This window comes from Streptomyces sp. TP-A0874 (genome assembly GCF_001748085.1).
In the GTDB taxonomy this organism is placed as follows: Bacteria; Actinomycetota; Actinomycetes; order Streptomycetales; family Streptomycetaceae; genus Streptomyces.
The window spans coordinates 210518-232024 of sequence record NZ_BBZK01000009.1 but is presented as its reverse complement, the minus strand read 5'-3'; the positions used below and the strand labels follow the sequence as shown (position 1 = coordinate 232024).

Below are 21507 nucleotides of genomic sequence, written 5' to 3'. Positions count from 1 at the left end.
TCAGCCCAGCCGGGGCTTGATCTGCTCGGCGAGGATGGTCTGTCGCTGTTCGGCGGTGAGGTGGCAGGCGGCGCTCCGGCCGGGCGGCAATGCGGGGCGTTCGCCGGTGCACCGGGAGGCGCCGACCTCGGCGACGTAGGCGCAGCGCGGGTGGAAGGGGCAGCCCGAAGGCGGTGCCAGCAGGCTCGGCGGGGTGCCGGGGATCGGGGTCAGGGCCTCGTCCACGGAGGCCGACAGCCGTGGCATCGAGCTCAGCAGGCCCCAGGTGTACGGATGTTGCGGGTTGCTGAGCACCTCCGCCACGCTGCCCCGCTCGACGGCGCGGCCGGCGTACATCACCAGGATGTCGTCGGCGGTCTGGGCGACGACGCCGAGGTCATGGGTGATCAGGATGATCGCGGAGCCGAACTCCTGCTGGAGGTCGCGGAGCAGGTCCAGGATCTGAGCCTGGACCGTGACGTCCAGCGCGGTGGTCGGCTCGTCCGCGATCAGCAGGTCGGGGTTGCAGGCCAGGGCCATGGCGATCATCGCGCGCTGCCGCATACCGCCGGAGAACTGGTGCGGGTAGTCGTCCACCCGCAGCTTCGGGTTGGGGATGCCGACCTTGCCCAGCATCTCCACGGCCCGCAGCCGGGCCTCCTGCTTGGAGGCGCCGGTGTGCTTGCGGTAGGGCTCGGCGATCTGCCGGCCGACGGTGTAGTACGGCGAGAGGGCGGTGAGCGGATCCTGGAAGATCATGGCCATCTTGTTGCCGCGCAACCGCTCCAGCGTCCGCTCGGGGGCGCCGGTCAACTCCTGGCCGTCGAGCATGATCTCACCGGAGATCGTCGTGCTCCGGGAGTCGTGGAGCCCGAGGATGCTGAGGTTGGTGACGGACTTCCCGGAACCGGACTCGCCGACGATGCCCAGGGTCCGGCCGCGTTCGAGGTCGAAGGAGAGGCCGTCCACCGCCTGGACGGTGCCGTCCTCGGTGGCGAAGCGCACGTACAGGTCGCGTACCGAGAGGAAGGCCTCGGAGCCGGTGGCCTCCGGGCCGGAGGCCTGCTTGGTCTTGGTGGTCACTTGCGGTCTCCTAGGACAGTCGCACCCGCGGGTCGATGAACGCGTACACGGCGTCCACGACCACGTTGCAGACGATGATCGCCGAGGCCGCGAAGAGCATCACGCCCATCAGCATCGGGAGATCGGTGTTGAGCACCGACTGCACGGCGAGGCGGCCGAGGCCCGGCAGGGTGAAGGTGAATTCGGTGATCATCGCTCCGCCGAACAGCGAGCCCAGGTGGATCCCGAAGATGGTGACGATGGGGATCAGCGAGCCCCGCCAGGCGTACCGGAAGAAGACCGTCCGCCGCGACAACCCCTTGGCCCTGGCGGTTCTGACGTGGTCCTCCTGGAGCTGTTCGATCATCGTGGACCGGGACATCCGGGTGTACTCGGCGGTGAAGATGATCGACAGCACGCACCACGGTAGGAAGAGCCCGGAGAACCAGCCGACCGGATCGCTGGTGAACTCCACGTACCTGGGTTGCTGGAGCCATTCCAACTGGTAGACGAAGAGGGCGATCACCAACGGCCCGATGAAGTAGATCTGCATCGAACTGAGCACCAGCGACCCGGCGCTGAAGACCTTGTCCACCAGGGTGCCGCGCTTGGCGGCCGCGAGCATACCGCTGCCCAGGCCGACGACGAGGAAGACGACGGAGCCGCCCAGGGCGAGCGAGAGGGTGGTCGGGAAGCGGTCCAGGATGGTCTCCCACACCGGCGAGTCGTCCACGAACGAGTAGCCCAGGCAGGGTGCCGGGCAGGGGCCGACGGCGAAGTCCCGACCGGTGAAGATCCCGATCATGTACTCCCAGTACTGGGCGGGCACGGGCTTGTCGATGCCCATGTTCTCCCGGATGACCTTGAGCGCGTCAGGCGTGCAGTTCTTCCCGCAGGCCAGCAGGGCGGGGTCCCGCGGGATGCTGTAGAAGAGGAAGAAGGTGAGGGCGCTGATGATCAGGAGGATGACGACGGCGCCCAGCGACCGGCGGATCAGGAATCGCAGCATGTCGGTGGCAGCTTTCGGGGATGGCCGGAAAACGGCCGGGACGGCGGTGGCCTGGGTGCGCCGTGGGGGTGCCCGCGCGGAGCGGGCACCCCCACGGCCCTGGTCGGCCGCTACTGCTTGACGTAGAGCTTCGTCGGGTCGACGCCGCTGAGGTCGTCGTTGTAGACCGCGCCACCGATCTTGGATCCCTGGATCTGGACCTGCTTGTAGTAGTAGGCGGGCACGATCGAAGTGACGTCCTCGATGATGTACTTCTGGAGCTTCCACCACTCCTTGGCGGCCTTCTCCGGGTCGGCGATCGCGCTGATGCGGTCGATCTCGGAGTTCACCTTCTCGTCGTTGGTGTGGGAGTAGTTGGAGGAGCCGTCCTGGATCGTCCGGCCGTCGAAGAGCGGCGGGATCACCGTGGAGGCGCTGACCCAGTCGTGGCCCCAGTTGTTGCGGTAGATGTCGAAGCCGTTGTCCACCTTCCCGACCAGGTCGTAGTAGGTGTCGGCGGGCAGCTCCTTGCGCTGGACGTCGAAGCCGGCGGCCTTGAGGGCGTCCGCCACGGCGACCGAGACCTTCTGGTCCTCACTGCTGTTGTTGAAGGCGTAGGTGAGCTTCATGCCCTCCTTGCCGGCCTCCTTCAGCAGCTTCCGGGCCTTCTCCGGGTCGCCCAGCGGCTTCTTCAGCTTGCCGAACGGGTCGTAGTCCTTCTCGAAGCCGGGGAGCAGCGGGCTCAGCACGCCCGCGGCGAGGGTGCCGCTGGCCGAACCGCCGTACGGGGCCAGCACCGACTTGATCGGCATCGCGTGGACGATCGCCTCCCGGACCTTCTTGTCCTTGATCCGGTCCATGTTGATGGCGTACTGGGCGACGTAGATCTGGTAGCCGGTGCGAACCCGCTCCTTGACCTTCGAGTCGCCGAGCACCTGCGGCATCGTGCCGGCGTCCACACCGTTGGTGAAGGAGACGGCCCGGGCGTTCTCACCGGTGTCGGAGAGGATCCGCTTGCTGGAGTCCTCGTACTGGTGGTTGAAGGTGATCTCGAACTTGTCCGGGTACTGGTGGCGCGAGGCGTCCGTCTTCGGGTCCCACTCGGTGTTGCGCACCAGTGTCATCGACTTGCCGCTCTTGAACGACTGGATCTTGTACGGTCCGGTCGTCAGCGGGTTCTGGGCGTACTTCTCCTTGGTGTCGGCCTTCTCGGAGACCACGCTGTAGCCCGCCATCGCCAGTGCGTACGGCAGGTCGTTCTGCGGTTCCTTGAAGTGGAAGACGATGGTCTTGTCGTCCGGGGTCTCCAACACCGAGTCGGGCAGGTGATCGCCCTTGTAGGGACCGTCGGGCAGCGCCTTCCGGTAGTCCTGGCTACCGGCGAGCCAGGTCTGGAGGAAGATCGGCCCCTCGGTGACGAACTTGGCGAACTGCCGCTCGAAGGTGTGGCGGAAGTCCTTTGACGTGATCGGCGAACCGTCGCTGAACCGGATGCCGTCCTTCAGCTTGTACGTCCAGGTCTTGCCGTCGTCCGAACGCTGGCCGCTGTCGGTGGCCAGGTCGCCGATCACGCTGTACTCGCCGTCGTTGTCCATCTTGACGGTGGTCAGCCGGCGGTGGATGAGCGTGGAGAGCATCATCTCGTCGGAGACGTAGATCTGGGCCGGGTCGAGGGTGGAGAAGCTGTCCCGCTGCAGCACCCGGATGGTTCCGCCGGACTGGGCGCCCTTCACGTCCTCGGCCGGACCCTCGGAGGCCGCCGCGTCCCCGAAGGCGACCAGGCCCTGCTCGGTGGCCTCGTCGTCCTTGCCGCCGTCGCTGGGACCGCCGCCACCGCCACTGCTACAGGCGGTGAGGAGGAGCGCCCCCGTCGCGAGGGCGACCACGGTGGCACGCAATCTGCGCACCGGATTTGTTCTCATGGCTTCACTGCACCTGCCGTCCGTTGTGGCCCGTTTCCTGACTGCTGCTTCAGCGCTTTCGCGGTTGTCCGATGGGTGGTGCCTGCGCCGACGGATCTCATCGGCCGGTCTTGGGATCGAAGGCGTCCCGGACCGAATCCCCCAGGAGGTTGAAGGCCACGATGAAGATCACCATGGCTCCGCCGGGGAAGAACATGTAGGTGAAGTCGTTCTCGAAGACATCGGCGCCGGTGGCGAACATCCGGCCCCAGTCCGGGGTGGGCTCGATGAAGCCGACACCGAGGAAGGACAGCCCGGCCGCCGCGGTCACGAAGTTGGGCAGCATGATGGTGGCCTGCACCAGGATGGGGGTGACGAGGTTCGGCAGCAGTTCCTTGGTGATGATCCGCCAGGGGGACGCGCCGCTGACCTTCGCCGCCTCGATGAACTCGCGCTCGCGCAGCGAGAGCACGGTGCCCCGCAGGATCCGCGCCAGGCTCATCCAGCCGAGGAACCACAGCACCAGGATCATCGCCACCGCCCGCACCCAGGTGGGTGTCTCATCGGTGTCGGCGACGAAGAGCGCCACCACGATGGGCATGAAGGCGACGAAGAACAGCTGGTTGGGGAAGGCCATCAGCAGGTCGATGAACCGGCCGATGAAGAAGTCCGCCCTGCCGCCCAGATAGCCGGCGGCCACCCCCAGCAGGATGGCGGTGACGACCGCGAGCAGCGTCACCGCGACGGCGACCAGCAGCGAGGTGCGGATGCCGTAGAGCAACTGGGTGAACACATCGCGGCCCAGGATCGGCTCGATCCCGAACCAGAACTCGCTGTCGATGCCTCCGTTGGGCTTGATCGGGTACTGGAAGTCGTTGAGCAGCCCGTCGCGGATCTGGCCGTACCGGGTGTACGGATCCTTGCCGTACAGCCAGGAGATGACCGGTGCGAGCAGGCCGATGGCGAAGAAGGCCAGCACGATGTAGGCCGAGACGACCCCGGAGCGGTCGCGCCTGAAGCGGCGCCACATCAGCTGCCCGGGGGAGCGGCCGGTGAGCTGGGTACCCTCCGTCGGGGCCGAGGAGGCGTCGCCGGCGCCGTCGCCGCCGGCCTCGGGGGTGCCCCCGGTATCGGCCGCGGCAGCCTGGGACGGACTCGTCATGCGTAAGGCCCCCCGCACTCGGTTCTTTCCGGAACGCGACACGGCACCGGTGGCGCCATGAGATGAGCGGACCTTCGCAACAGATGAAGAGCTCAGTCAAGAGGTCGGAGGCCCTCGAAGGCCGTCCTCGGGGCTTCTTGAGCGAAGATTGCGCAGATTGAGGTCCGGACGTGCTTGACAGGCCGGTCCGCTGACGGACTTCTCCGGAATATCGACCGCCAAGTGCCGCTATGTGCAAAGGACTTGAAGCCGTTCATCGCTATGCGGACGACAATCGGAAAACAGCCGGCGACGCGGGAGCCGGCCTGCGTCCCCGGCCTCCGCGCCGCGAGTGCGGTCGTGGCCCCGCCGTTCTGCGGGGCCACGACCGGCCGGCGGCTCAGTCCACGCCGAGCGAGCGCTTGAGGAAGGCGACCTGGAGCAGGAGGAGGTTCTCCGCCACCTGTTCCTGAGGGGTCATATGGGTCACGCCGGACAGCGGAAGGACCTCGTGCGGCCGTCCCTCGGCCAGCAGCGCGGAGGACAGCCGCAAGGTGTGCGCCGCCACGACGTTGTCGTCCGCCAGACCGTGGACGACCATCAGCGGACGCGACGGCTCGGCGGCCCGGGACAGCCCCTCGTCGGTGACGAGCGAGTTGGCGGCGTACGTCTCCGGGTTCTCCGCCGGCAGCCCCAGGTAGCGCTCCGTGTAGTGGGTGTCGTACAGCCGCCAGTCGGTCACCGGGGCACCCGCCACCCCCGCGTGGAAGACGTCGGGGCGGCGCAGTACCGCGAGCGCGGCGAGGTAACCGCCGTAGGACCAGCCGCGGATGCCCACCCGGCCGAGGTCGAGCGGATGGTTCCGGGCCAGCGCGTGAAGCGCCTCGACCTGGTCGTCGAGGGTGGCGCCGGCGAAGTCGCCGACGATCGCCTTCTCCCAGTCGGGGGAGCGGCCCGGGGTGCCCCGGCCGTCCGCCGTGATGACCGCGAACCCCTGGTCGGCGAACCACTGCGAGGTCAGGTGCGCGTTGTGGGCGGCGAGGACCCGCTGGCCGTGCGGACCGCCGTAGGGGTCCATGAGGACGGGCAGCGGGCCGTCACCCTCGCGGTAGTCGCTTGGGAGCAGGAGGGCGCAGGGGATTCGTCGTGCGCCTCCTTCCAGCAACTGTGCGCGTGCGGTGAGCACTGGCTTTTCTGCGTGCGAGCTGACCGTCCCGAGGATCCCGCCGTCCTCCCCGACGAGCCGGGCCTCCGCGCCACCGCGCTCCAGTGAGGTCGACACCAGGACGGTCAACGGGCCGGAACGGGCGGCCGAGTGGACACCGGCCCCCGAGGAGACCCGGGCCACCCCGTCCTCGGTCACCCGGTAGACGTGGATCTCACCGATCTCCGCGTCCTCGGCCTCCGGCCCGGCGGACGCGCTGATCAGCACGGAGTCCTCGGCCACGTCGAGCACCGCCCGCACATGGAGCCGCGGGCCGGTCAGCGGGCGGTCGCCCACCACGAGCCGTCGGGCACCGCCCTCGTCGGAGATCCGCACCAGCCGCCCGCCGGGCGCCCAGGCCGGCACCCCGGGGAGGAGGTCCAGCCAGACCGGGTCGGTCTCGGTGTGCAGCACCTCGGTGCGGCCGCTGTCCGGGTCGACCGTCAGGTACTGCTGGCCGCGCTGGTCCCGGGCCTGCACCAGGAGCAGCGGCGGCCCGCCGCTGGACCAGTGCACCCGGGCCAGGTAGGGGTAGGCCTCGTAGTCCCAGCCGACCTCGACGAGTGAGCCGTCGAGCCCGGCCACCAGCAGTGACACCTCGGCGTTGGCCGTGCCGGCGGCCGGATAGGCCACCTCGGCCGGCGACCGGTCCGGGTTGGCCGGATCGGCGATCCACCAGCGCCGGACCGGCGCGTCGTCCACCCGGGCGACCAGCAGCCGATCGCCCTCGGGCGACCACCAGAAACCGCGCGAACGGTCCATCTCCTCCGCGGCGATGAACTCGGCCTGCCCGTAGCCGACCGAGCCGGCGGCCCGCTCGGCCTCGGTCGGCTCGGCGAGCGCCCTGTCCCCCGAGCCGTCGGCGGCCACGACCCGGAGCGCCCCGCCGAGCGCGTAGGCGATGTGGCGGCCGTCGGGAGAGGGCCTCGGATCGACCACCGACGACCCCGCCGGCGTCCCGGCGTCCCCGACCGGCAACTCCCTCGCCGAGGCCGCGGAGGCCGCCGCGGCGGTGTCACCGAGTTCGGCGACGAACAGCCGGCCCGACAACGAGAAGGCTGCGAGCTCGGCCGCAGCGTCCAGCGCGTAGGCCACGACGCCCCCCGAGCCCTCGCGGCTCCGCTCCCGGCGGGCCCGCTCCTCCGCGGAGAGCTGCTCGGCGGCGCCCGCCAGCAGCGCGGTGGGGTCGGCGGCGATCCGCTCCGCACCGCTTCCGGTGTCCCGCACCCAGAGCAGGTTCTCCCGCCGGGTGCCACCGCGGGAGCGGAGGAAGACGACCCGTCCCCCGTCCGGGGCCACCGAGAAGGCTCGGGGTGAGCCCAGGGTGAAGCGCTGGGTGCGGGCGTGCTGCCGTGGGAAGGAGAGCTTTTCGGTCATGGGCCGACCCTAAGGGCTCTCCCGTGATCGCTGACGGGTGCACGGGGCAGCGCTCGGTGACCGGGGCACGCGGGCGAGCGGGCTCTCGGTGTCACCAGGGAACGCCGGAAGCTGAGCCGCATGACACCGCTCACCGATCCGCTCACTACCTCGCACCCGCTCGTAACGGCCCGGGCGGGGCGGTGCGCCGCCCCCTCCGGCCGGCCTCCGCGGACCGCCGGGCGGCTGCCCGGGGCGGCCTGGGCGAGAGGGCGGAGAGGGCCGCCGATATGGCCGATACCCGTCGTTTGACGCCTTCAACGGCCGGGCAGAGAAGTTCGGTTGACGTGGACGGAGTCGGGGTGGGGGAGGTGCCGGCAGGCCGTGCGCCCCCTTGCTCCCGTGCACCTCCCATGGCCGACGGAAAGTTATGATCTGTTGCGCATAGTGGGTATGAACGGCGTGGCGTCGAAGAGCCGCCCGTCCTGCCCGAGACCGCGTGTACCTAGTAGGAGGTGAACCGCCGTGGCCCTCTCGATTTCGGCGGTGGTGCTGCTGGCGATCATCGTCTTCCTGTTGGTCAAGAAAGCAGGACTGAAAGGCGGACACGCGTTGGTCTGCGTGCTGTTGGGGTTCTATCTGGCGAGTTCCTCGATCGCCCCGACGATCAGCAAGCTGACCACCAACGTCGCGGGGATGATCGGCGGTATCAAGTTCTGAGGGTCCGGGCTCGTACCCTGTGACGATGAGTGATCTGCCTTCCCGTCGTCTGCTGCTGGTACACGCCCATCCCGACGACGAGACCATCAACAACGGTGCCACCATGGCCAAGTACGTGGCCGAAGGGGCGCATGTCACCCTCGTCACCTGCACTCTCGGCGAGGAGGGCGAGGTCATCCCGGCCGACCTCGCCCATCTCGCGGCCGACCGCGAGGACCGGCTCGGGGTGCACCGGATGGGCGAGCTCAGCGCGGCGATGGCGGAGCTCGGCGTGACCGACCACGTCTTCCTGGGCGGGCCCGGGCGCTACCGGGACTCCGGGATGATGGGGCTGGAGCAGAACGACCGTCCGGATGCCTTCTGGAGGGCCGACGTCGACGAGGCCGCCGGCCATGCCGTCGCGGAGATCCGACGGGTCCGCCCTCAGGTGGTGGTGGCCTACGACCCGAACGGCGGCTACGGCCACCCCGACCACATCCAGGCGCACCGGGTGGCCATGCGGGCCGTCGAACTCGCGGCCGAACCGGCGTTCCGGCGGGACCTCGGCGACCCCTACCAGGTCGCGAAGGTCTACTGGAACTGCCTGCCCCGCTCCGCGGCCGAGGCGGGACTGGAGCGGCTGCGGGCCGCCGGGGCGCTCTTCGAGGGCGTAGCCGGCGTCGACGACCTGCCCTCGGTGGTGCCCGACTCCGAGGTCACCGCCGTGATCGACGGGAGGGCGTACGCCGGTGCGAAAACCGCCGCGATGCGTGCCCACGCCACCCAGATCGCCGTCGACGGGCCGTTCTTCGCGCTCTCCAACGACCTGGGACAGCCGCTGCTGACCCTGGAGCACTACCGCCTGGTACGGGGCGAACCCGGCGGGCCGCTGCCGGAGACCGACCTCTTCGCAGGGATCGAGCCGTGAGGGCCGGGAGGGTACTCCTCATGGCCGCGCTCGTGGTGGCCGGCCTGCTGGTCGGAGGTGCCGGGGCGCTGGTCCAGGGCGCCTGGTTCCCAGGGGGGTTGCTGCTGGCGCTCCTCGGCATCGGCGCCCTCTGCTACGGCGGGGTCCGGCTGACCGGGACCCGTACCGGCGGGGTGGCACCGGCCGGCGGCTGGTTGCTGGCGGTGCTGGCGCTCACCACCAGCCGTCCGGAGGGCGACTTCCTGTTCGCCTCCGGGTTCGGTTCGTACACTTTCCTCCTCGGCGGGATGGCGCTCGCGGTGATCTGTGCCACCATTCCCCGGCTGCCGCTCACCGCCGAGCCGCCTGCCCGACTCGGTGACTGACATGCCCTGACGATCGGCTTCCGGCTGCCCCGGCACCCCGCCCGCGGTGGTCCGAACCGGCGGGCACGGGGTGCGCGGTGGCACCGTCAAAGTATGGTGGTGCGCGCCGCCGAGCCTCCCCCGGTCTACGGCAGGGGGTCCCAGTGAGAGGTGTGGCGGGCGGCGAGCCAATCGGGAGAACCTGCCTTGAGCCGTGAATCTGACAGTTCATCCGCCGGATTCCGGGGACGTGGCGGCGCCGCGTACCCCTCGGGAACCCCGCCGTACGGAACCGAGCGGTATCCGTCGCGGGAGCCGGCGCAGGACGTACCGGACACCCCCGAGGGCCTGGAGCGGCCCGGGACCGAGCGCGGTGCGGTGCCGCCACCTCAGGAGCCCAGGACCGAGACGACGTTGACGACCCGGATCAAGATCAATATCCCCGGGTCCCGTCCCATCCCCCCGGTGGTGGTGCGCACCCCGGTCGAGGAGCAGTCCTCCGCCTCGGAGGGAGCGGACGCCTCGGACCCCGCGGCCTCGGATGCCGAGGGCGCGTCGGCCGCCCCCGGGGCGGCCGACGAGGGCGCGGAAACGTCCTCCCCGAAGGAGGGCGGCGCCGAACGCACCAGCGACTGGTTCGTCCCCCGAAAGGGTCCGATCGCTCCCCCGGCGGAGCCCGAGCCGACCACCCCGCCCGGCGGCACGCCGGCCTTCGGCACCGACCTCAGCACTGACTTCGGCCCGGGCGGCGCCACGGGCCCCCAATCCCCCTACCTGCCCGGTTCGCAGGCCCCGTTCGAGGAGACTGGGGAGTACGCCCTCGGCGACCGGAACGGTTTCGAGGGTGGTGGCCACACCCCGACCTTCGGTCAGGGAACGGACGCGCCGGGCGCTCCGACCTCCGGCCCGGCGAGCGGCGAGATGCCACTGCCCCCCGTCTTCCAGCAGATGGCCCCACCGGCCTTCACCGACCCTCCGCACGGAAGCCGTGCCGACGCCGTCCACGACCCGCTGCACCCGGCCGGGGACGACCTCGACCTCGCGCCGGGGGCGGACGAGCCGGCCACGGCCTACGAAGCGGGGGACACACTGGTCGGCGGGGTACCCGCGGTCCCCTCGGCGGAGCGGGAGACCGATCCTGCCGAACCCGGTGAGGAGAACTCCTTCCCCGTCCCGGCCCCGCTGTCCAGCGAGCCGGCGTCCGAACGGACCGCCCGCCCCAAGAAGAAGGGCCGCTCCAAACTGGTCCTGGCCGGGGCCGCGGTGGCCGTGGTGGCCTCCGTCGCCTACGGCGCCGGACTGCTGCTCGACCACGCCGACGTACCCAACGGCACCCGGGTGCTCGGCGTCGACATAGGCGGTATGGCTCGGGAGTCGGCCGTCCAGAAACTCGACACCTCGCTGGAGAGCCGCAACAACGGCCCGCTGAAGGTGCTCGTCGGCGGCGAGGAGCAGCAGCTGAAGCCCTCGGCCGCCGGTCTCGCCATCGACGTCGAGACCACCGTCCGCAACGCCTCCGGCCGGGACTACAACCCCGTCTCGGTGATCGGCTCGCTCTTCGGCGCGACCCGGGAGGCCGAGCCGGAGATCACGGTGGACGAGGAGAAGCTCGCCGCCGCGCTGAAGTCCCTGCCGGGCAGCGGCAACGACGGTGCGGAAGCCGGCGCGATCAGGTTCCGGGAGGGCAAGCCGCTGGTGGTGCAGGCCCGGGAGGGCCTGGACATCGACCGCTCGGTCGCCGCGGTGGCCGCGGCCTACCGGGAGCGTGCCGACGGTGGGCCGGTCACCGCTCTGCGGCTGCCCACCACGGTGCCGCAGCCCGCGGTGGACCGGGAGGAGATCGACCGGGCGATGCGGGAGTTCGCCGACCCGGCGATGTCCGGGCTGGTCACCGTCCAGACCGACCCCCTGCACACCGTCTCCTTCAGCCCGGAGAACTCGCTGCCGAAGTTCCTGTCGATGAAGCCGGTCAACGGCCGTCTGGTGGAGCACTTCGACCGGAAGGCGCTCAAGGAGCTTTACGGCGGGGTCTTCGACGGCGTGCTGATCGAGCGGGGCGACGGGAGCCGGACGCCTGTGACGCCCGAGGACGTCATCCAGGCGATGCGCGGCGCCCTCGTGGAGACCGACCCGGCGGCCCGGGTCGCCGTGATCCCGACCAACCCGAGCTGACCCGGAGCGGCAGCCGAGTCAAGGGCGGGGAACGATCCGGGGCGGGCGGCGATCCTTCTTCGCTGCCCGTTCCCCTTCCCGCACCGCCGGGACCGCGGACATCGCCGACCGCCTCGTCGAGAAGCTCTCGGGCGGGCAGGAGCAGCGGGTCCGCTTCGCCCTCGCCACCGCGGCTGGAGGCCTGGCAGTGGTCGGCGCTGATCGGCTCGACGCCGTACGGCCGATCACCATGATCGTGTACTTCGGACTCCCCATCCTCGGCGGCCTCTGGATGCCGACCACGGTGTACCCGCGGTGGGCAGCACATCTCCGATGCGCTGCCCACCCACGCGTACGCCGCGCTCGGCCATGCCATGGAAGCCGGTGAGGCTCCGCGCCTCGCCGATGTCGGCCTGCTCACGGCCTATCTGGTGGTCTTCGCCGGAGGTGCGGCCTGGCTCTACCGCCGGGACACCCTCAAGGCCTGACGGTGCCGGCGGCCGGAGCACCGGATGCGCGCGCCCTCAGTTGAGCAGCGCCCGGGCGGCGACCGCCTCCCGGCGCACCGACTCGGCCGCCGCCGGGTCCACCGCCTCCACGACCTCGGCGTAGGAGTCCAACGCCGCCGCTCCGGAGAGGAAGTCGCCGCGCCGCACGAGCAGTTGGGCCCGCTCGTAGCGCAGCCGGGCCGGATGGCTGGGCAGCAGCAGCGCCAGCTCCACCGCCCACAGCTGGACGTCCGTCCGCTCCGGGCGGGCGGCGGCCCAGGCCCGGATGTTGTTGAGGATCCGCAGCGTGATGTCCAGCGGCTCGGCCGGTGCCACCATGGAGCGGCCCAGGGTGCTCCCGGTGGCCACCCGCACCAGGGTCTCGGTGTCCGGACCGGTCAGCAGCCGGCCTCCGGAGAAGGGGTCGGCCAGCACCGGGCCGCCGGGCTTGCCGACGGCCCCGAGGCCCACCGGTGCACCCGGAGCGCCCGGATCGTCGAAACCGACCACGAAATGCCCGGGCAGCGCCACCCCGTAGACGGGCGCCCCGGCCCGGCGGGCGACCTCCAGCCAGACCACCGACAGGAGGATCGGCAGTCCGCGCCTGTCGAACAGCACCCGGTGCAGCAGGCTGGACTCCAGCCGGCGGTAGTCGCCGGGCGAACCACGGAAGCCGTGACGCGTACCGAGCAGCTCGGCCAGGGCGAGGGCCCAGCCCCGCGCACCGTCGCCCGGGGCGTAGGGCAGCTGCCCGGCGAGCCGGTCCAGCTCGATCTGGGCGGCGTCCAGCCCCGCGTCGTCCAGCCCGGGGTCGGCCTCGGCGCCGATGAGCAGGCAGACCGTCGACAGGTCGGGCCGGTCGGAGCGGACCTCCTCGGCGAACCTCCGCCGACCACCCGCGGTCTCGTGCATACCCGTTCCCACCCGTTCCGTCCTCAGGCCGGCGGCGTACCGGGTCCGGCCGGACGCCCGGTGTCGGGAGCGCTCCTGCGGCGGCGCGCGGGGGCCGGGGGGACCACTTTTCCGGCCACCAGGGTCGACTCGTCGATCCGGACGGTCTCCCCGTCGCGCCGGGTGACCGACAGCACGCCGTCGCTCCACGAGGTGAGAACACCGACCGTGTCGGTGAACTTCTCCCCGGGTTTCGCGGAGCCCGTCAGCCGTCGGATGGATACCCTTTTGCCCACGTCCGACTCGGTGATGCGCACCTCGAGCCGTCCGCCGCTGGTGAAATCCACTGCTCTGCTCGCCCCTCCTGTACGTCTGGTGTCCGGGAACGGAGATACTAGTGGCGGGCATCGACGACGCCGCGCTCCCGCGCGCCCCGTGGCGGAGCCGCAGATCGGTCCGCCGGCCCTATCGAGGAGGAACGACAGCGTGACCTACGTCATCGCGCAGCCTTGTGTCGACCTGAAGGACAAGGCATGCATCGAGGAGTGCCCCGTCGACTGCATCTACGAGGGCTCCAGGTCCTTGTACATCCATCCGGACGAGTGCGTCGACTGCGGGGCCTGCGAGCCGGTCTGCCCGGTGGAAGCGATCTTCTACGAGGACGACACGCCTGAGGAGTGGCAGGACTACTACAAGGCGAACGTGGAGTTCTTCGACGAGCTCGGTTCACCCGGCGGGGCATCGAAGCTCGGTCTGATCGAGCGGGACCACCCGCTGATCGCCGCGCTCCCCCCGCAGCAGTGACGACGCAGCAGTGACGACCGGGTGCGCGACGACGGGCAGGCTCCCGGCGTCGTGCGACCCCGTCGCCGGTTGCCGGTCGGCGGCGCTCCGCGTCGCTTCCCGCCTCCGCTTCGGGCTCGAAGCCGCATGACGCCGCTGGCTGATCCACGCGCCGTCGCGCACCAAGTCACGAGAAGCGCTGCCACTGACCACGCAGCCCCGCCGGTCCCGTACGGCCGACGCCGTACGGGGCCGGGCGCGTTCCGCCCGCTCGTGATGCCGGCCGCGGCCGGCATCACGGTATCCGCAGTCCACCAGCCCTGAGCCGGCCCGGCAGACGTCGCCCGGCAGCCGTCCGAGAGAAGTGAAGCACCGTGTCCGCAGTCTCCTCCCGCCTACCGGTCTTTCCCTGGGATCGGCTGGAACCGTACAAGTCCACCGCCGCGGCGCATCCGGACGGCATCGCGGACCTCTCGGTGGGCACGCCCGTCGACCCGGTACCGGAGCTCGTCCAGAAGGCGCTGGTGGCGGCCTCGGACAGCCCCGGGTACCCGACCGTCTGGGGGACGTCGGAACTCCGTGACGCCATCGCCGGCTGGGCGGAGCGGCGGCTCGGGGCCGGCCGGGTGAGCCACACCCAGGTGCTGCCGGTGATCGGCTCCAAGGAACTGGTGGCCGCGCTCCCCGGGCAGCTGGGCCTGGGGCCGGGCGACCGGGTCGCCGTGCCCAGGTTGGCCTACCCCACCTATGAGGTCGGGGCGAGGCTGGTGGGCGCCGAGCCGGTCTTCTACGACGAGGTGACCGAGCTGGACCCGGAGGGCCTGCGGCTGCTCTGGCTGAACTCGCCCTCCAACCCGACCGGCCGGGTGCTGGGCCTGGAGGAGCTGCGCTCCGCGGTGGCCTGGGCGCGCGAGCACGGGGTGCTGGTCTTCAGTGACGAGTGCTACCTGGAGCTCGGTTGGGAGGCCGACCCGGTCTCGGTGCTGCACCCGGAGGTGTGCGGTGGCCGGTTCGACGGGGTGGTCGCGGTGCACTCCATGTCCAAGCGCTCCAACCTCGCCGGCTACCGCGCGGCGTTCGTCGTGGGCGACGAGACGGTCCTCGGCGAACTGCTGACGCTCCGCAAGCACGGCGGCATGATGGTGCCCGCCCCGGTACAGGCGGCCACGGTCGCCGCGCTCGGGGACGATGAGCACGTCGCCGAGCAGCGCGCCCGCTACGCCACCCGTCGTACCGCGCTTCGCGACGCACTGGAGGGGTACGGCTTCCGGATCGAGCACAGTGAGGCGAGTCTCTACCTCTGGGCGACCAAGGACGAAGGCTGCTGGGAGACCGTCGGAGATCTCGCCAAGCGGGGTGTGCTGGTGGCGCCGGGCGACTTCTACGGCCCGGCGGGGGAGCGGTTCGTCCGGGTGGCCCTGACGGCGAGCGACGAGCGGATCCGGGCGGTGGTCGAGCGACTGCGGGCATGAGAGAGCGCTCCGGGGTGCGCGGCTCCCCGGAGCGCTCGACGTCCGACGGCGGTGCCGGGATGGCTCACGGGCCACCCGGCACCCCGCGGTCAGAGCAGCGGCAGGCCCTGCGTGGGCAGGCCCTGGACAGGCAGCCCCTGGGTGGGGACCGCGCCGCGGAGCGGCAGCTTGTCGGTGAGGTTTCCGGTCACCCGCCGAGTGGGCAGCGCCGGCCGGCCGGTGGCCTCGGTGGCCTTCTTGACCAGCGACCGGGCGGCCCCGGTCGTCTTCCCGGTGGCCTGCCGGGCCGCCGGGACGGCGGTGTTGCCGAGCTTGCCGACCGCGCCGCGGGCCGCCGGGACGGCGCTCTTACCGAGCTTGCCGACCGCGCCGCGGGCCTCCGGCTCCACCGACTTCACCGCCGCGCCGCCGTGCTCGGCCACCGCGTCGGTGGCCTGCCCGGCGACATCGTTGACCGCGCCGCCGAGCCCGGCGCCGTCGGTCGTGCTCAGCCCCTTGAGTTCCGGGGTGTTGGGCAGGGCCACCGCCCCGGCGGTGCCGGCCGCGCCGACGACGGGCGCCGCGCAAGTCGCGACCAGCAGTGCGGCTCGGGCGATCCGACGCGTCAGGGGGAGGGACATGGTGCTCCTTTGGCGGAAAGACAGTCTTCTCGGTGCCCGACGTCGGGCAGCCGCAGTGACTACCGCGTGACGGCGCGGAAGGTTGCGGCGTGCCGGGGTAAAGAGTTGGTCATGCGCCATGCCGCCCGGCTCCCGCCGCTCCGGCGGGCGGTCCGGTTCGGTGAGGCGTACGACACCCGTACCGCCGTCCGCCTCACCCGGCCTGGACAGCCCCCCGGGCTCGGGCCCCGGTCTGTACGGAGGCGCTCAGCGCACCGTGCTGAGGACCACTTCCCGGGCGGCGTCCTCGTCCACCCGCCGCCAGCCGGCGCCCGCCTCCGAGGCGCTCCACACCCGCCCGGCATAGGAGACCTCCGCGATGCGGAGTTCCACCGAGTGCGCCACCGCCCAGTGCGCCACCGCCCAGCCGCGCCGCTCCGCCTCGGCCCCGCTCCGCCCCGTCACCGGGACGGTCACTCGGGAGGAGGCGCGCTTGCCGCCCGTCTCGTTCTCGAAGCCCGCCGGCAGCGCCGCGCCGAACTCCCGGTGGAGCGCGGCGCGCACCTTCCCGGTATCGCCCACCGCGTCCTCGCCCTGCCCCGGGGTGCAGTTGAGCGAGGCCCCGCTGCGCCCGGTCAGCGCCCGGGCCAGCAGCGCGGCGTTGGGCTCGTGTTTGGCGTACGCCTGGGGGTAGCCGCTGCGCTGCACCTTCTGGGCGGCCACGGTCAGCGGCAGCCGCGAGTAGCCGGGCACCTCCACCAGGTGCTCGTAGAACTTCCCGGCGGAGTACACCGGGTCCATGATCTGCTCCGGCTCGCCCCAGCCCTGCGAGGGGCGTTGCTGGAAGAGGCCGAGCGAGTCCCGGTCGCCGTGGTCGAGGTTGTGCAGCGAGGACTCCTGCATCGCCGTGGCCAGGGCGATGGTGATCGCCCGCTCCGGCAGGCCCTGGGAGGAGCCCACCGCCGCGATGGTGGCCGCGTTCCTGGCCTGGGACAGCCCCAGTTCGTAGGGGTCGGCTCCGTCGCCGCCGGCGGTCACGCGGCAGCCGGGCGCCCCAGGGCCGCGAGCGGAGAGGTGGTGCACCAGCAGGTAACCGGCCAGCCCCAGGAGCACGCCGAAGGCGGCGAGCATCCGGAACAGGCGACGACCTCGGGTGGGAACGGCGGTTCGGGACACAGCCACACCGTACCCGTGTGCGCCAACCGGCTGGTCAGGGAGAGGGGTTAGGGTCGCGGGCATGGACCACACGCTCGACCTGACCCAGGACGCCGCCGCCCTCACCGCCCGACTCGTCGACATCGCCTCCGAGAGCGGCCGGGAGAAGGCGCTGGCCGACGCGGTGGAGCAGGCGCTGCGCGGCCTGCCCCACCTGACCGTCGACCGGGACGGCGACGCGGTGGTGGCCCGCACCCGGCTGGGCCGTCCGGAGCGGGTGGTGCTGGCCGGCCACATCGACACCGTGCCGATCGCCGACAACGTGCCCTCCCGGCTGGACTCGGACGGGGTGCTGTGGGGCTGCGGGACCTCCGACATGAAGTCCGGGGTCGCCGTCCAGCTCAGGATCGCCGCCGAAGTGACCTCGCCCAACCGGGACCTGACCTACGTCTTCTACGACCACGAGGAGGTCGCCGCGGAGCTCAACGGCCTGGGACGGCTGGTGCGGAACCACCCCGACTGGCTGGCCGGCGACTTCGCGGTGCTGCTGGAGCCCACCGACGCCCGGGTCGAGGGCGGCTGTCAGGGCACCCTCCGGGCCCGGGTCGAGACCAGCGGCCGGCGGGCGCACTCCGCGCGCAGCTGGCTCGGCGAGAACGCCATCCACCGGGCGGCCCCGATCCTGTCCCGGCTGGCCGAGTACCAGCCGCGCCGGGTCGACATCGACGGGCTCACCTACCGCGAGGGGCTCAACGCGGTACGGATCGAAGGGGGCCACGCGGGCAACGTCATCCCGGACCACTGCGCGGTGACCGTCAACTTCCGCTTCGCTCCGGACCGTAGCGAGGAGCAGGCGCTCGCCCACGTCCGGGAGGTCTTCGAAGGCTTCGACGTGGTCCTCACCGACTCGGCCCCCGGCGCGCTGCCCGGCCTGTCCCACCCCGCCGCCGTCGCCTTCGTGGCGGCGATCGGCGGCGCGCCCGCACCCAAGGACGCCTGGACCGACGTCGCCCGCTTCTCGGCGCTCGGTGTGCCGGCGGTCAACTACGGCCCCGGTGATCCGAAGCTGGCCCACACCCGGGAGGAGCACGTCGCGGTCGCCTCGGTGCTCGAGGCCGAGCAGAAGCTGCGGGACTGGCTCACCGGGTGACCCACTCTGCCGTACCCCGCCGACGCCGGCGATCTGCCGCTCGGCCCTGATCGCCCCGGAGAATCCGCGACAGCCCGTAGGCTGATCGGGAACGGTCCTTCGCCCCCAGGGGGTGGGGGAAGCAAGCGGAGGAGGTACCTGGTGGACAGAGTCCGAGGAGATCGTGAGCGCGAGGAGCAGCGCCTGGGAGCCGTGGTGCGCCGCCGAGAGCAGCGGCAGCGGACCACGACCGACCAGCGGCTACTGGACTCGCCGCAAGGTCCCTCGGACTGGGTGCACCAGGACCCCTGGCGGGTGATGCGCATCCAGTCGGAGTTTGTGGAGGGCTTCGGCGCGCTCGCGGAACTCGGCCCGGCGGTCAGTGTGTTCGGCTCCGCCCGGACACCCGAGGGAACCCCGGAGTACGAGCACGGGGTGCAGCTCGGCCGGGCCCTGGCCGCCGCCGGGTTCACCGTGATCACCGGCGGTGGGCCGGGGGCCATGGAGGCGGCGAACCGGGGCGCCTACGAGGCGGGCGGGGTGTCGGTCGGACTGGGCATCGAGCTCCCCTTCGAGCAGGGGCTCAACCAGTACGTCGACATCGGGGTGAACTTCCGCTACTTCTTCGTCCGGAAGACGATGTTCGTGAAGTACGCCCGGGGTTTCGTGGTCCTCCCCGGCGGCCTCGGCACCCTGGACGAGCTCTTCGAGGCGCTCACGCTGGTCCAGACCGGCAAGGTGACCCGGTTCCCGATCGTCCTGTTCGGTACGGAGTACTGGAAGGGTCTGATCGGCTGGCTGGAGAACACCCTGATCGCCGAGGGCAAGGCGGCCCGCAAGGACCTGGAACTGTTCCACCTCACCGACGACGTGACGGAGGCGGTGGCCCTGGTCAGCAAGGAGGTCGGCGCCACCACGGGCTGAGGGCCGACCCGACTCAGGCGAGGCCCCGGCGGGCCACCGCCGGGGGGCGCCGGCCGGCGATCGAGGCCACCATGTCGAGGACCTGCCGGGTCTCGGCCACCTCGTGGACCCGGTAGACCCGGGCACCGAGCCAGGCCGAGACGGCCGTGGTCGCCAGCGTGCCGGTCAGCCGCTCCGTCACGGGCCGGTCCAGCGTCTCCCCGACGAAGTCCTTGTTGGAGAGCGAGACCAGGACCGGCCATCCGGTCTCGGTCATCTCGCCCAGCCGCCGGGTCGCCTCCAGCGAGTGCCGGGTGTTCTTCCCGAAGTCATGGCCCGGGTCGATCACGATGCCGTCCCGGCGGACCCCCAGTTCGACCGCGCGCTCGGCCAGGCCGAGCGTCACCCGCAGGATGTCGGCCATCACATCCTGGTAGGCGGCGCGGTGCGGCCTGGTACGGGGCCGGGCGCCGCCGGCGTGGGTGCAGACGAGACCCGCCCCGTACCGGGCCGCCACCGCGGCCAGCTGCGGATCGACCCCGCCCCAGGCGTCGTTGAGCAGATCGGCGCCCGCGGCGCAGGCCGCCTCGCCGACCTCGTGCCGCCAGGTGTCCACGCTGATCACCACGTCGGGGAAGCGGCGGCGGACCTCGGCGACGAAGCCGACCGTGCGGCGCGCCTCCTCCTCGGCGGTGACCTCCTCGCCCGGGCCCGCCTTGACCCCGCCGATGTCGATGATGGCGGCCCCCTCGGCGACCGCCTGCTCGACCCTGGCGAGCGCGGGCTCGTCGTCGAAGGTGGCCCCCCGGTCGTAGAAGGAGTCGGGCGTCCGGTTCACGATCGCCATGACGACCGGCTCGTGCTCATCGAACTCGCGCCGTCCCAGCCGAAGCACCAGTGACCTCCTCGGGCCGCCCCTCGGGCGGCGGGATGCTCCGGACACCTCCGGAGCCGTTGATCGACCACGCCCGTCCCGGCTGCCCGGGCCCCAGGGCGTGTGGCGGGTCTTCTCGGGCCGGGCCCGAGCCGGCCGCCGTCGGGAGGCGTCCCGCAGCGCGCGTCCGACATCGCCGGCCGCCGGCACCAGGAGCTCTCCGACGCCTCGCGACCGCAGGCAACAGGTGGAGCGTGCCGGTCCGTGAAGATCCGCCGGTGACCGACCCTAGCCGCTCGCCGGCAGCCGCCGCCAAGCACACCGGCGGTCACCGGTCCGCTCCCCGGCCGGGCGTGGCACGATCGTTCCCGGACACCTTGTGGACGCACCCCGGGGAGATGGACGTGTTCTGGTTCTTGCTCATCGCGCTGGTCGTGGTGGTCGCCGGGGTCACGCTGGCCGTGGTCGGCGGGGACGACGGCGTCGCCCTGCCGGAGGCGCCGCGGGACGGCCTGCGGGATCCGCTGCCCCCGAGCCGTCCGCTCAACCGGGCCGATGTGGAGGCGCTCCGCTTCCCGCTGGCCGCCCGGGGCTACCGGATGTCGGAGGTGGACGACGCGCTCGCCCGGCTCGGCGCCGAACTCGCCGAGCGGGACGCCCGGATCGCCGAGCTGGAGGCGGCCCGCGCGGGGGAGCAGGCCTCGGCGCTCGCCGCCCCGGAACTGCTGGGCGGACCGGCGGACGGTGAACGGGAGGCGCGGCGGGGAGCCCGGGACAGCGCTGCCGTCCGGTCGGAGGAGACCCAGTCATGACCGATCCCGCCGCACCCACCGCTCAGGCCGCACCCACCGCCGCGACCGCCCGGCCGGTCCGGCAGGGCACCGTGCTCGCCGGTCCGGACGGACTCCCGCGCTGCCCCTGGGGCGTCTCCGCGGAGGACTACCTCCAGTACCACGACACCGAGTGGGGACGTCCGGTCCACGGCGACGACGCGCTCTTCGAACGGCTCTGCCTGGAGGCGTTCCAGTCCGGACTGTCCTGGCTCACCATCCTGCGGCGCAGGGATGGCTTCCGCGCCGCGTTCCGGGGGTTCTCGATCCCCGCCGTCGCCGCCTTCACCGAGCGGGACGTCGAGCGGCTGCTCGCCGACACCGGCATCATCCGCAACCGCGCCAAGATCGAGGCGAGCGTGGCCAACGCCCGGGTCGCCGCGGAGTTCGGCGAGGGCGAGCTGGACGCGCTGATCTGGTCGTACGCGCCGCCCGCCGCCCGTCCGGCCCCGCGCACCCAGGCCGATGTGCCGTCCGTCACACCCGAGTCGACGGCACTCGCCAAGGAGCTGAAGAGCCGCGGTTTCCGGTTCGTCGGCCCGACCACCGCCTACGCGCTGATGCAGGCCTGCGGGCTGGTCGACGACCACCTGCTGGAGTGCTGCTCCCGGCGGGGATGACGGCAGGCCC

At 71.8% G+C, this 21507-nt stretch carries 19 protein-coding genes and 2 pseudogenes; 11 read left to right on the top strand and 10 right to left on the bottom strand.

Annotation, left to right across the window (positions count from 1 at the left end; translation table 11 throughout):
- From BGP73_RS16960 to BGP73_RS16940, 5 genes are all read right to left on the bottom strand, one after another.
- Positions 1 to 1062, bottom strand: a complete 1062-nt coding sequence (locus tag BGP73_RS16960) for an ABC transporter ATP-binding protein (protein WP_069815737.1) — start codon at positions 1060 to 1062, stop codon at positions 1 to 3.
- A gap of 10 nt (positions 1063 to 1072) precedes the next feature.
- The gene (locus BGP73_RS16955) at positions 1073 to 2050 is read right to left on the bottom strand and encodes an ABC transporter permease (RefSeq protein WP_069815736.1); all 978 of its coding nucleotides are present in this window, start codon (positions 2048 to 2050) and stop codon (positions 1073 to 1075) included.
- A 110-nt stretch (positions 2051 to 2160) separates the two neighbouring features.
- Positions 2161 to 3951, bottom strand: a complete 1791-nt coding sequence (locus tag BGP73_RS16950; protein ID WP_170837859.1) for an ABC transporter substrate-binding protein — start codon at positions 3949 to 3951, stop codon at positions 2161 to 2163.
- A gap of 97 nt (positions 3952 to 4048) precedes the next feature.
- Positions 4049 to 5092, bottom strand: coding sequence for an ABC transporter permease (locus BGP73_RS16945; RefSeq protein ID WP_069815734.1), 1044 nt, complete (start codon positions 5090 to 5092; stop codon positions 4049 to 4051).
- Positions 5093 to 5471: 379 nt separating this feature from the next.
- Complete coding sequence (locus BGP73_RS16940) at positions 5472 to 7652, bottom strand: S9 family peptidase (RefSeq protein ID WP_069815733.1); 2181 nt, start codon at positions 7650 to 7652, stop codon at positions 5472 to 5474.
- A gap of 504 nt (positions 7653 to 8156) precedes the next feature.
- On the opposite strand from BGP73_RS16940, the gene BGP73_RS16935 reads away from it, so the two are divergent.
- From BGP73_RS16935 to BGP73_RS16915, 5 genes and pseudogenes are all read left to right on the top strand, one after another.
- Positions 8157 to 8351, top strand: a complete 195-nt coding sequence (locus BGP73_RS16935) for a hypothetical protein (protein ID WP_069815732.1) — start codon at positions 8157 to 8159, stop codon at positions 8349 to 8351.
- A 25-nt stretch (positions 8352 to 8376) separates the two neighbouring features.
- Positions 8377 to 9258 carry an N-acetyl-1-D-myo-inositol-2-amino-2-deoxy-alpha-D-glucopyranoside deacetylase gene (mshB, locus tag BGP73_RS16930; protein ID WP_069815731.1) on the top strand — a complete coding sequence of 294 codons (882 nt, stop codon included), beginning with the start codon at positions 8377 to 8379 and terminating at the stop codon, positions 9256 to 9258.
- 20 nt (positions 9259 to 9278) lie between these two features.
- The gene (locus BGP73_RS16925) at positions 9279 to 9623 is read left to right on the top strand and encodes a DUF6113 family protein (protein WP_107474064.1); all 345 of its coding nucleotides are present in this window, start codon (positions 9279 to 9281) and stop codon (positions 9621 to 9623) included.
- Between the two features lie 186 nt (positions 9624 to 9809).
- Positions 9810 to 11774 carry a hypothetical protein gene (locus BGP73_RS16920; protein WP_069815728.1) on the top strand — a complete coding sequence of 655 codons (1965 nt, stop codon included), beginning with the start codon at positions 9810 to 9812 and terminating at the stop codon, positions 11772 to 11774.
- Between the two features lie 157 nt (positions 11775 to 11931).
- A pseudogene (locus tag BGP73_RS16915) lies at positions 11932 to 12241 on the top strand (ABC transporter permease); the annotation flags it as partial.
- Between the two features lie 36 nt (positions 12242 to 12277).
- On the opposite strand, the gene BGP73_RS16910 reads toward BGP73_RS16915, so the two are convergent.
- A complete protein-coding gene (locus tag BGP73_RS16910; RefSeq protein ID WP_069815727.1) occupies positions 12278 to 13153 on the bottom strand; it encodes a transglutaminase-like domain-containing protein in 876 nt (291 codons plus the stop codon).
- A 68-nt stretch (positions 13154 to 13221) separates the two neighbouring features.
- A pseudogene (locus tag BGP73_RS16905) lies at positions 13222 to 13479 on the bottom strand (putative acetyltransferase); the annotation flags it as partial.
- Between the two features lie 139 nt (positions 13480 to 13618).
- Between BGP73_RS16905 and fdxA the strand changes: the two are divergent.
- Both fdxA and dapC read left to right on the top strand, forming a co-directional pair.
- Positions 13619 to 13936 carry a ferredoxin gene (gene fdxA / locus BGP73_RS16900; RefSeq protein ID WP_069815723.1) on the top strand — a complete coding sequence of 106 codons (318 nt, stop codon included), beginning with the start codon at positions 13619 to 13621 and terminating at the stop codon, positions 13934 to 13936.
- A gap of 353 nt (positions 13937 to 14289) precedes the next feature.
- Positions 14290 to 15387, top strand: coding sequence for a succinyldiaminopimelate transaminase (dapC, locus tag BGP73_RS16895; RefSeq protein WP_069815721.1), 1098 nt, complete (start codon positions 14290 to 14292; stop codon positions 15385 to 15387).
- A gap of 89 nt (positions 15388 to 15476) precedes the next feature.
- Here the strand turns inward: dapC and BGP73_RS16890 are convergent, their stop codons facing one another.
- Both BGP73_RS16890 and BGP73_RS16885 read right to left on the bottom strand, forming a co-directional pair.
- Positions 15477 to 16007 (bottom strand): hypothetical protein, encoded by a 531-nt coding sequence (locus tag BGP73_RS16890; RefSeq protein WP_069815719.1) that lies wholly within the window; start codon positions 16005 to 16007, stop codon positions 15477 to 15479.
- A 246-nt stretch (positions 16008 to 16253) separates the two neighbouring features.
- Complete coding sequence (locus BGP73_RS16885; RefSeq protein ID WP_244501237.1) at positions 16254 to 17162, bottom strand: hypothetical protein; 909 nt, start codon at positions 17160 to 17162, stop codon at positions 16254 to 16256.
- Positions 17163 to 17223: 61 nt separating this feature from the next.
- On the opposite strand from BGP73_RS16885, the gene dapE reads away from it, so the two are divergent.
- Both dapE and BGP73_RS16875 read left to right on the top strand, forming a co-directional pair.
- Entirely contained in the window at positions 17224 to 18291 is a 1068-nt protein-coding gene (gene dapE / locus BGP73_RS16880) for a succinyl-diaminopimelate desuccinylase (protein ID WP_069815715.1), read from the top strand.
- Positions 18292 to 18432: 141 nt separating this feature from the next.
- Complete coding sequence (locus BGP73_RS16875; protein WP_069815713.1) at positions 18433 to 19194, top strand: TIGR00730 family Rossman fold protein; 762 nt, start codon at positions 18433 to 18435, stop codon at positions 19192 to 19194.
- 13 nt (positions 19195 to 19207) lie between these two features.
- Here BGP73_RS16875 and folP read toward each other — a convergent pair whose 3' ends face one another.
- Complete coding sequence (gene folP, locus BGP73_RS16870; protein ID WP_069815711.1) at positions 19208 to 20068, bottom strand: dihydropteroate synthase; 861 nt, start codon at positions 20066 to 20068, stop codon at positions 19208 to 19210.
- Between the two features lie 377 nt (positions 20069 to 20445).
- Here folP and BGP73_RS16865 point away from each other — a divergent pair, with 377 nt between their 5' ends.
- The gene (locus BGP73_RS16865; protein ID WP_079127601.1) at positions 20446 to 20859 is read left to right on the top strand and encodes a DivIVA domain-containing protein; all 414 of its coding nucleotides are present in this window, start codon (positions 20446 to 20448) and stop codon (positions 20857 to 20859) included.
- The gene (locus BGP73_RS16860; RefSeq protein WP_079127600.1) at positions 20856 to 21497 is read left to right on the top strand and encodes a DNA-3-methyladenine glycosylase I; all 642 of its coding nucleotides are present in this window, start codon (positions 20856 to 20858) and stop codon (positions 21495 to 21497) included. The genes BGP73_RS16865 and BGP73_RS16860 overlap by 4 nt, the downstream gene beginning before the upstream one ends.
- Positions 21498 to 21507 lie beyond the last annotated feature (10 nt).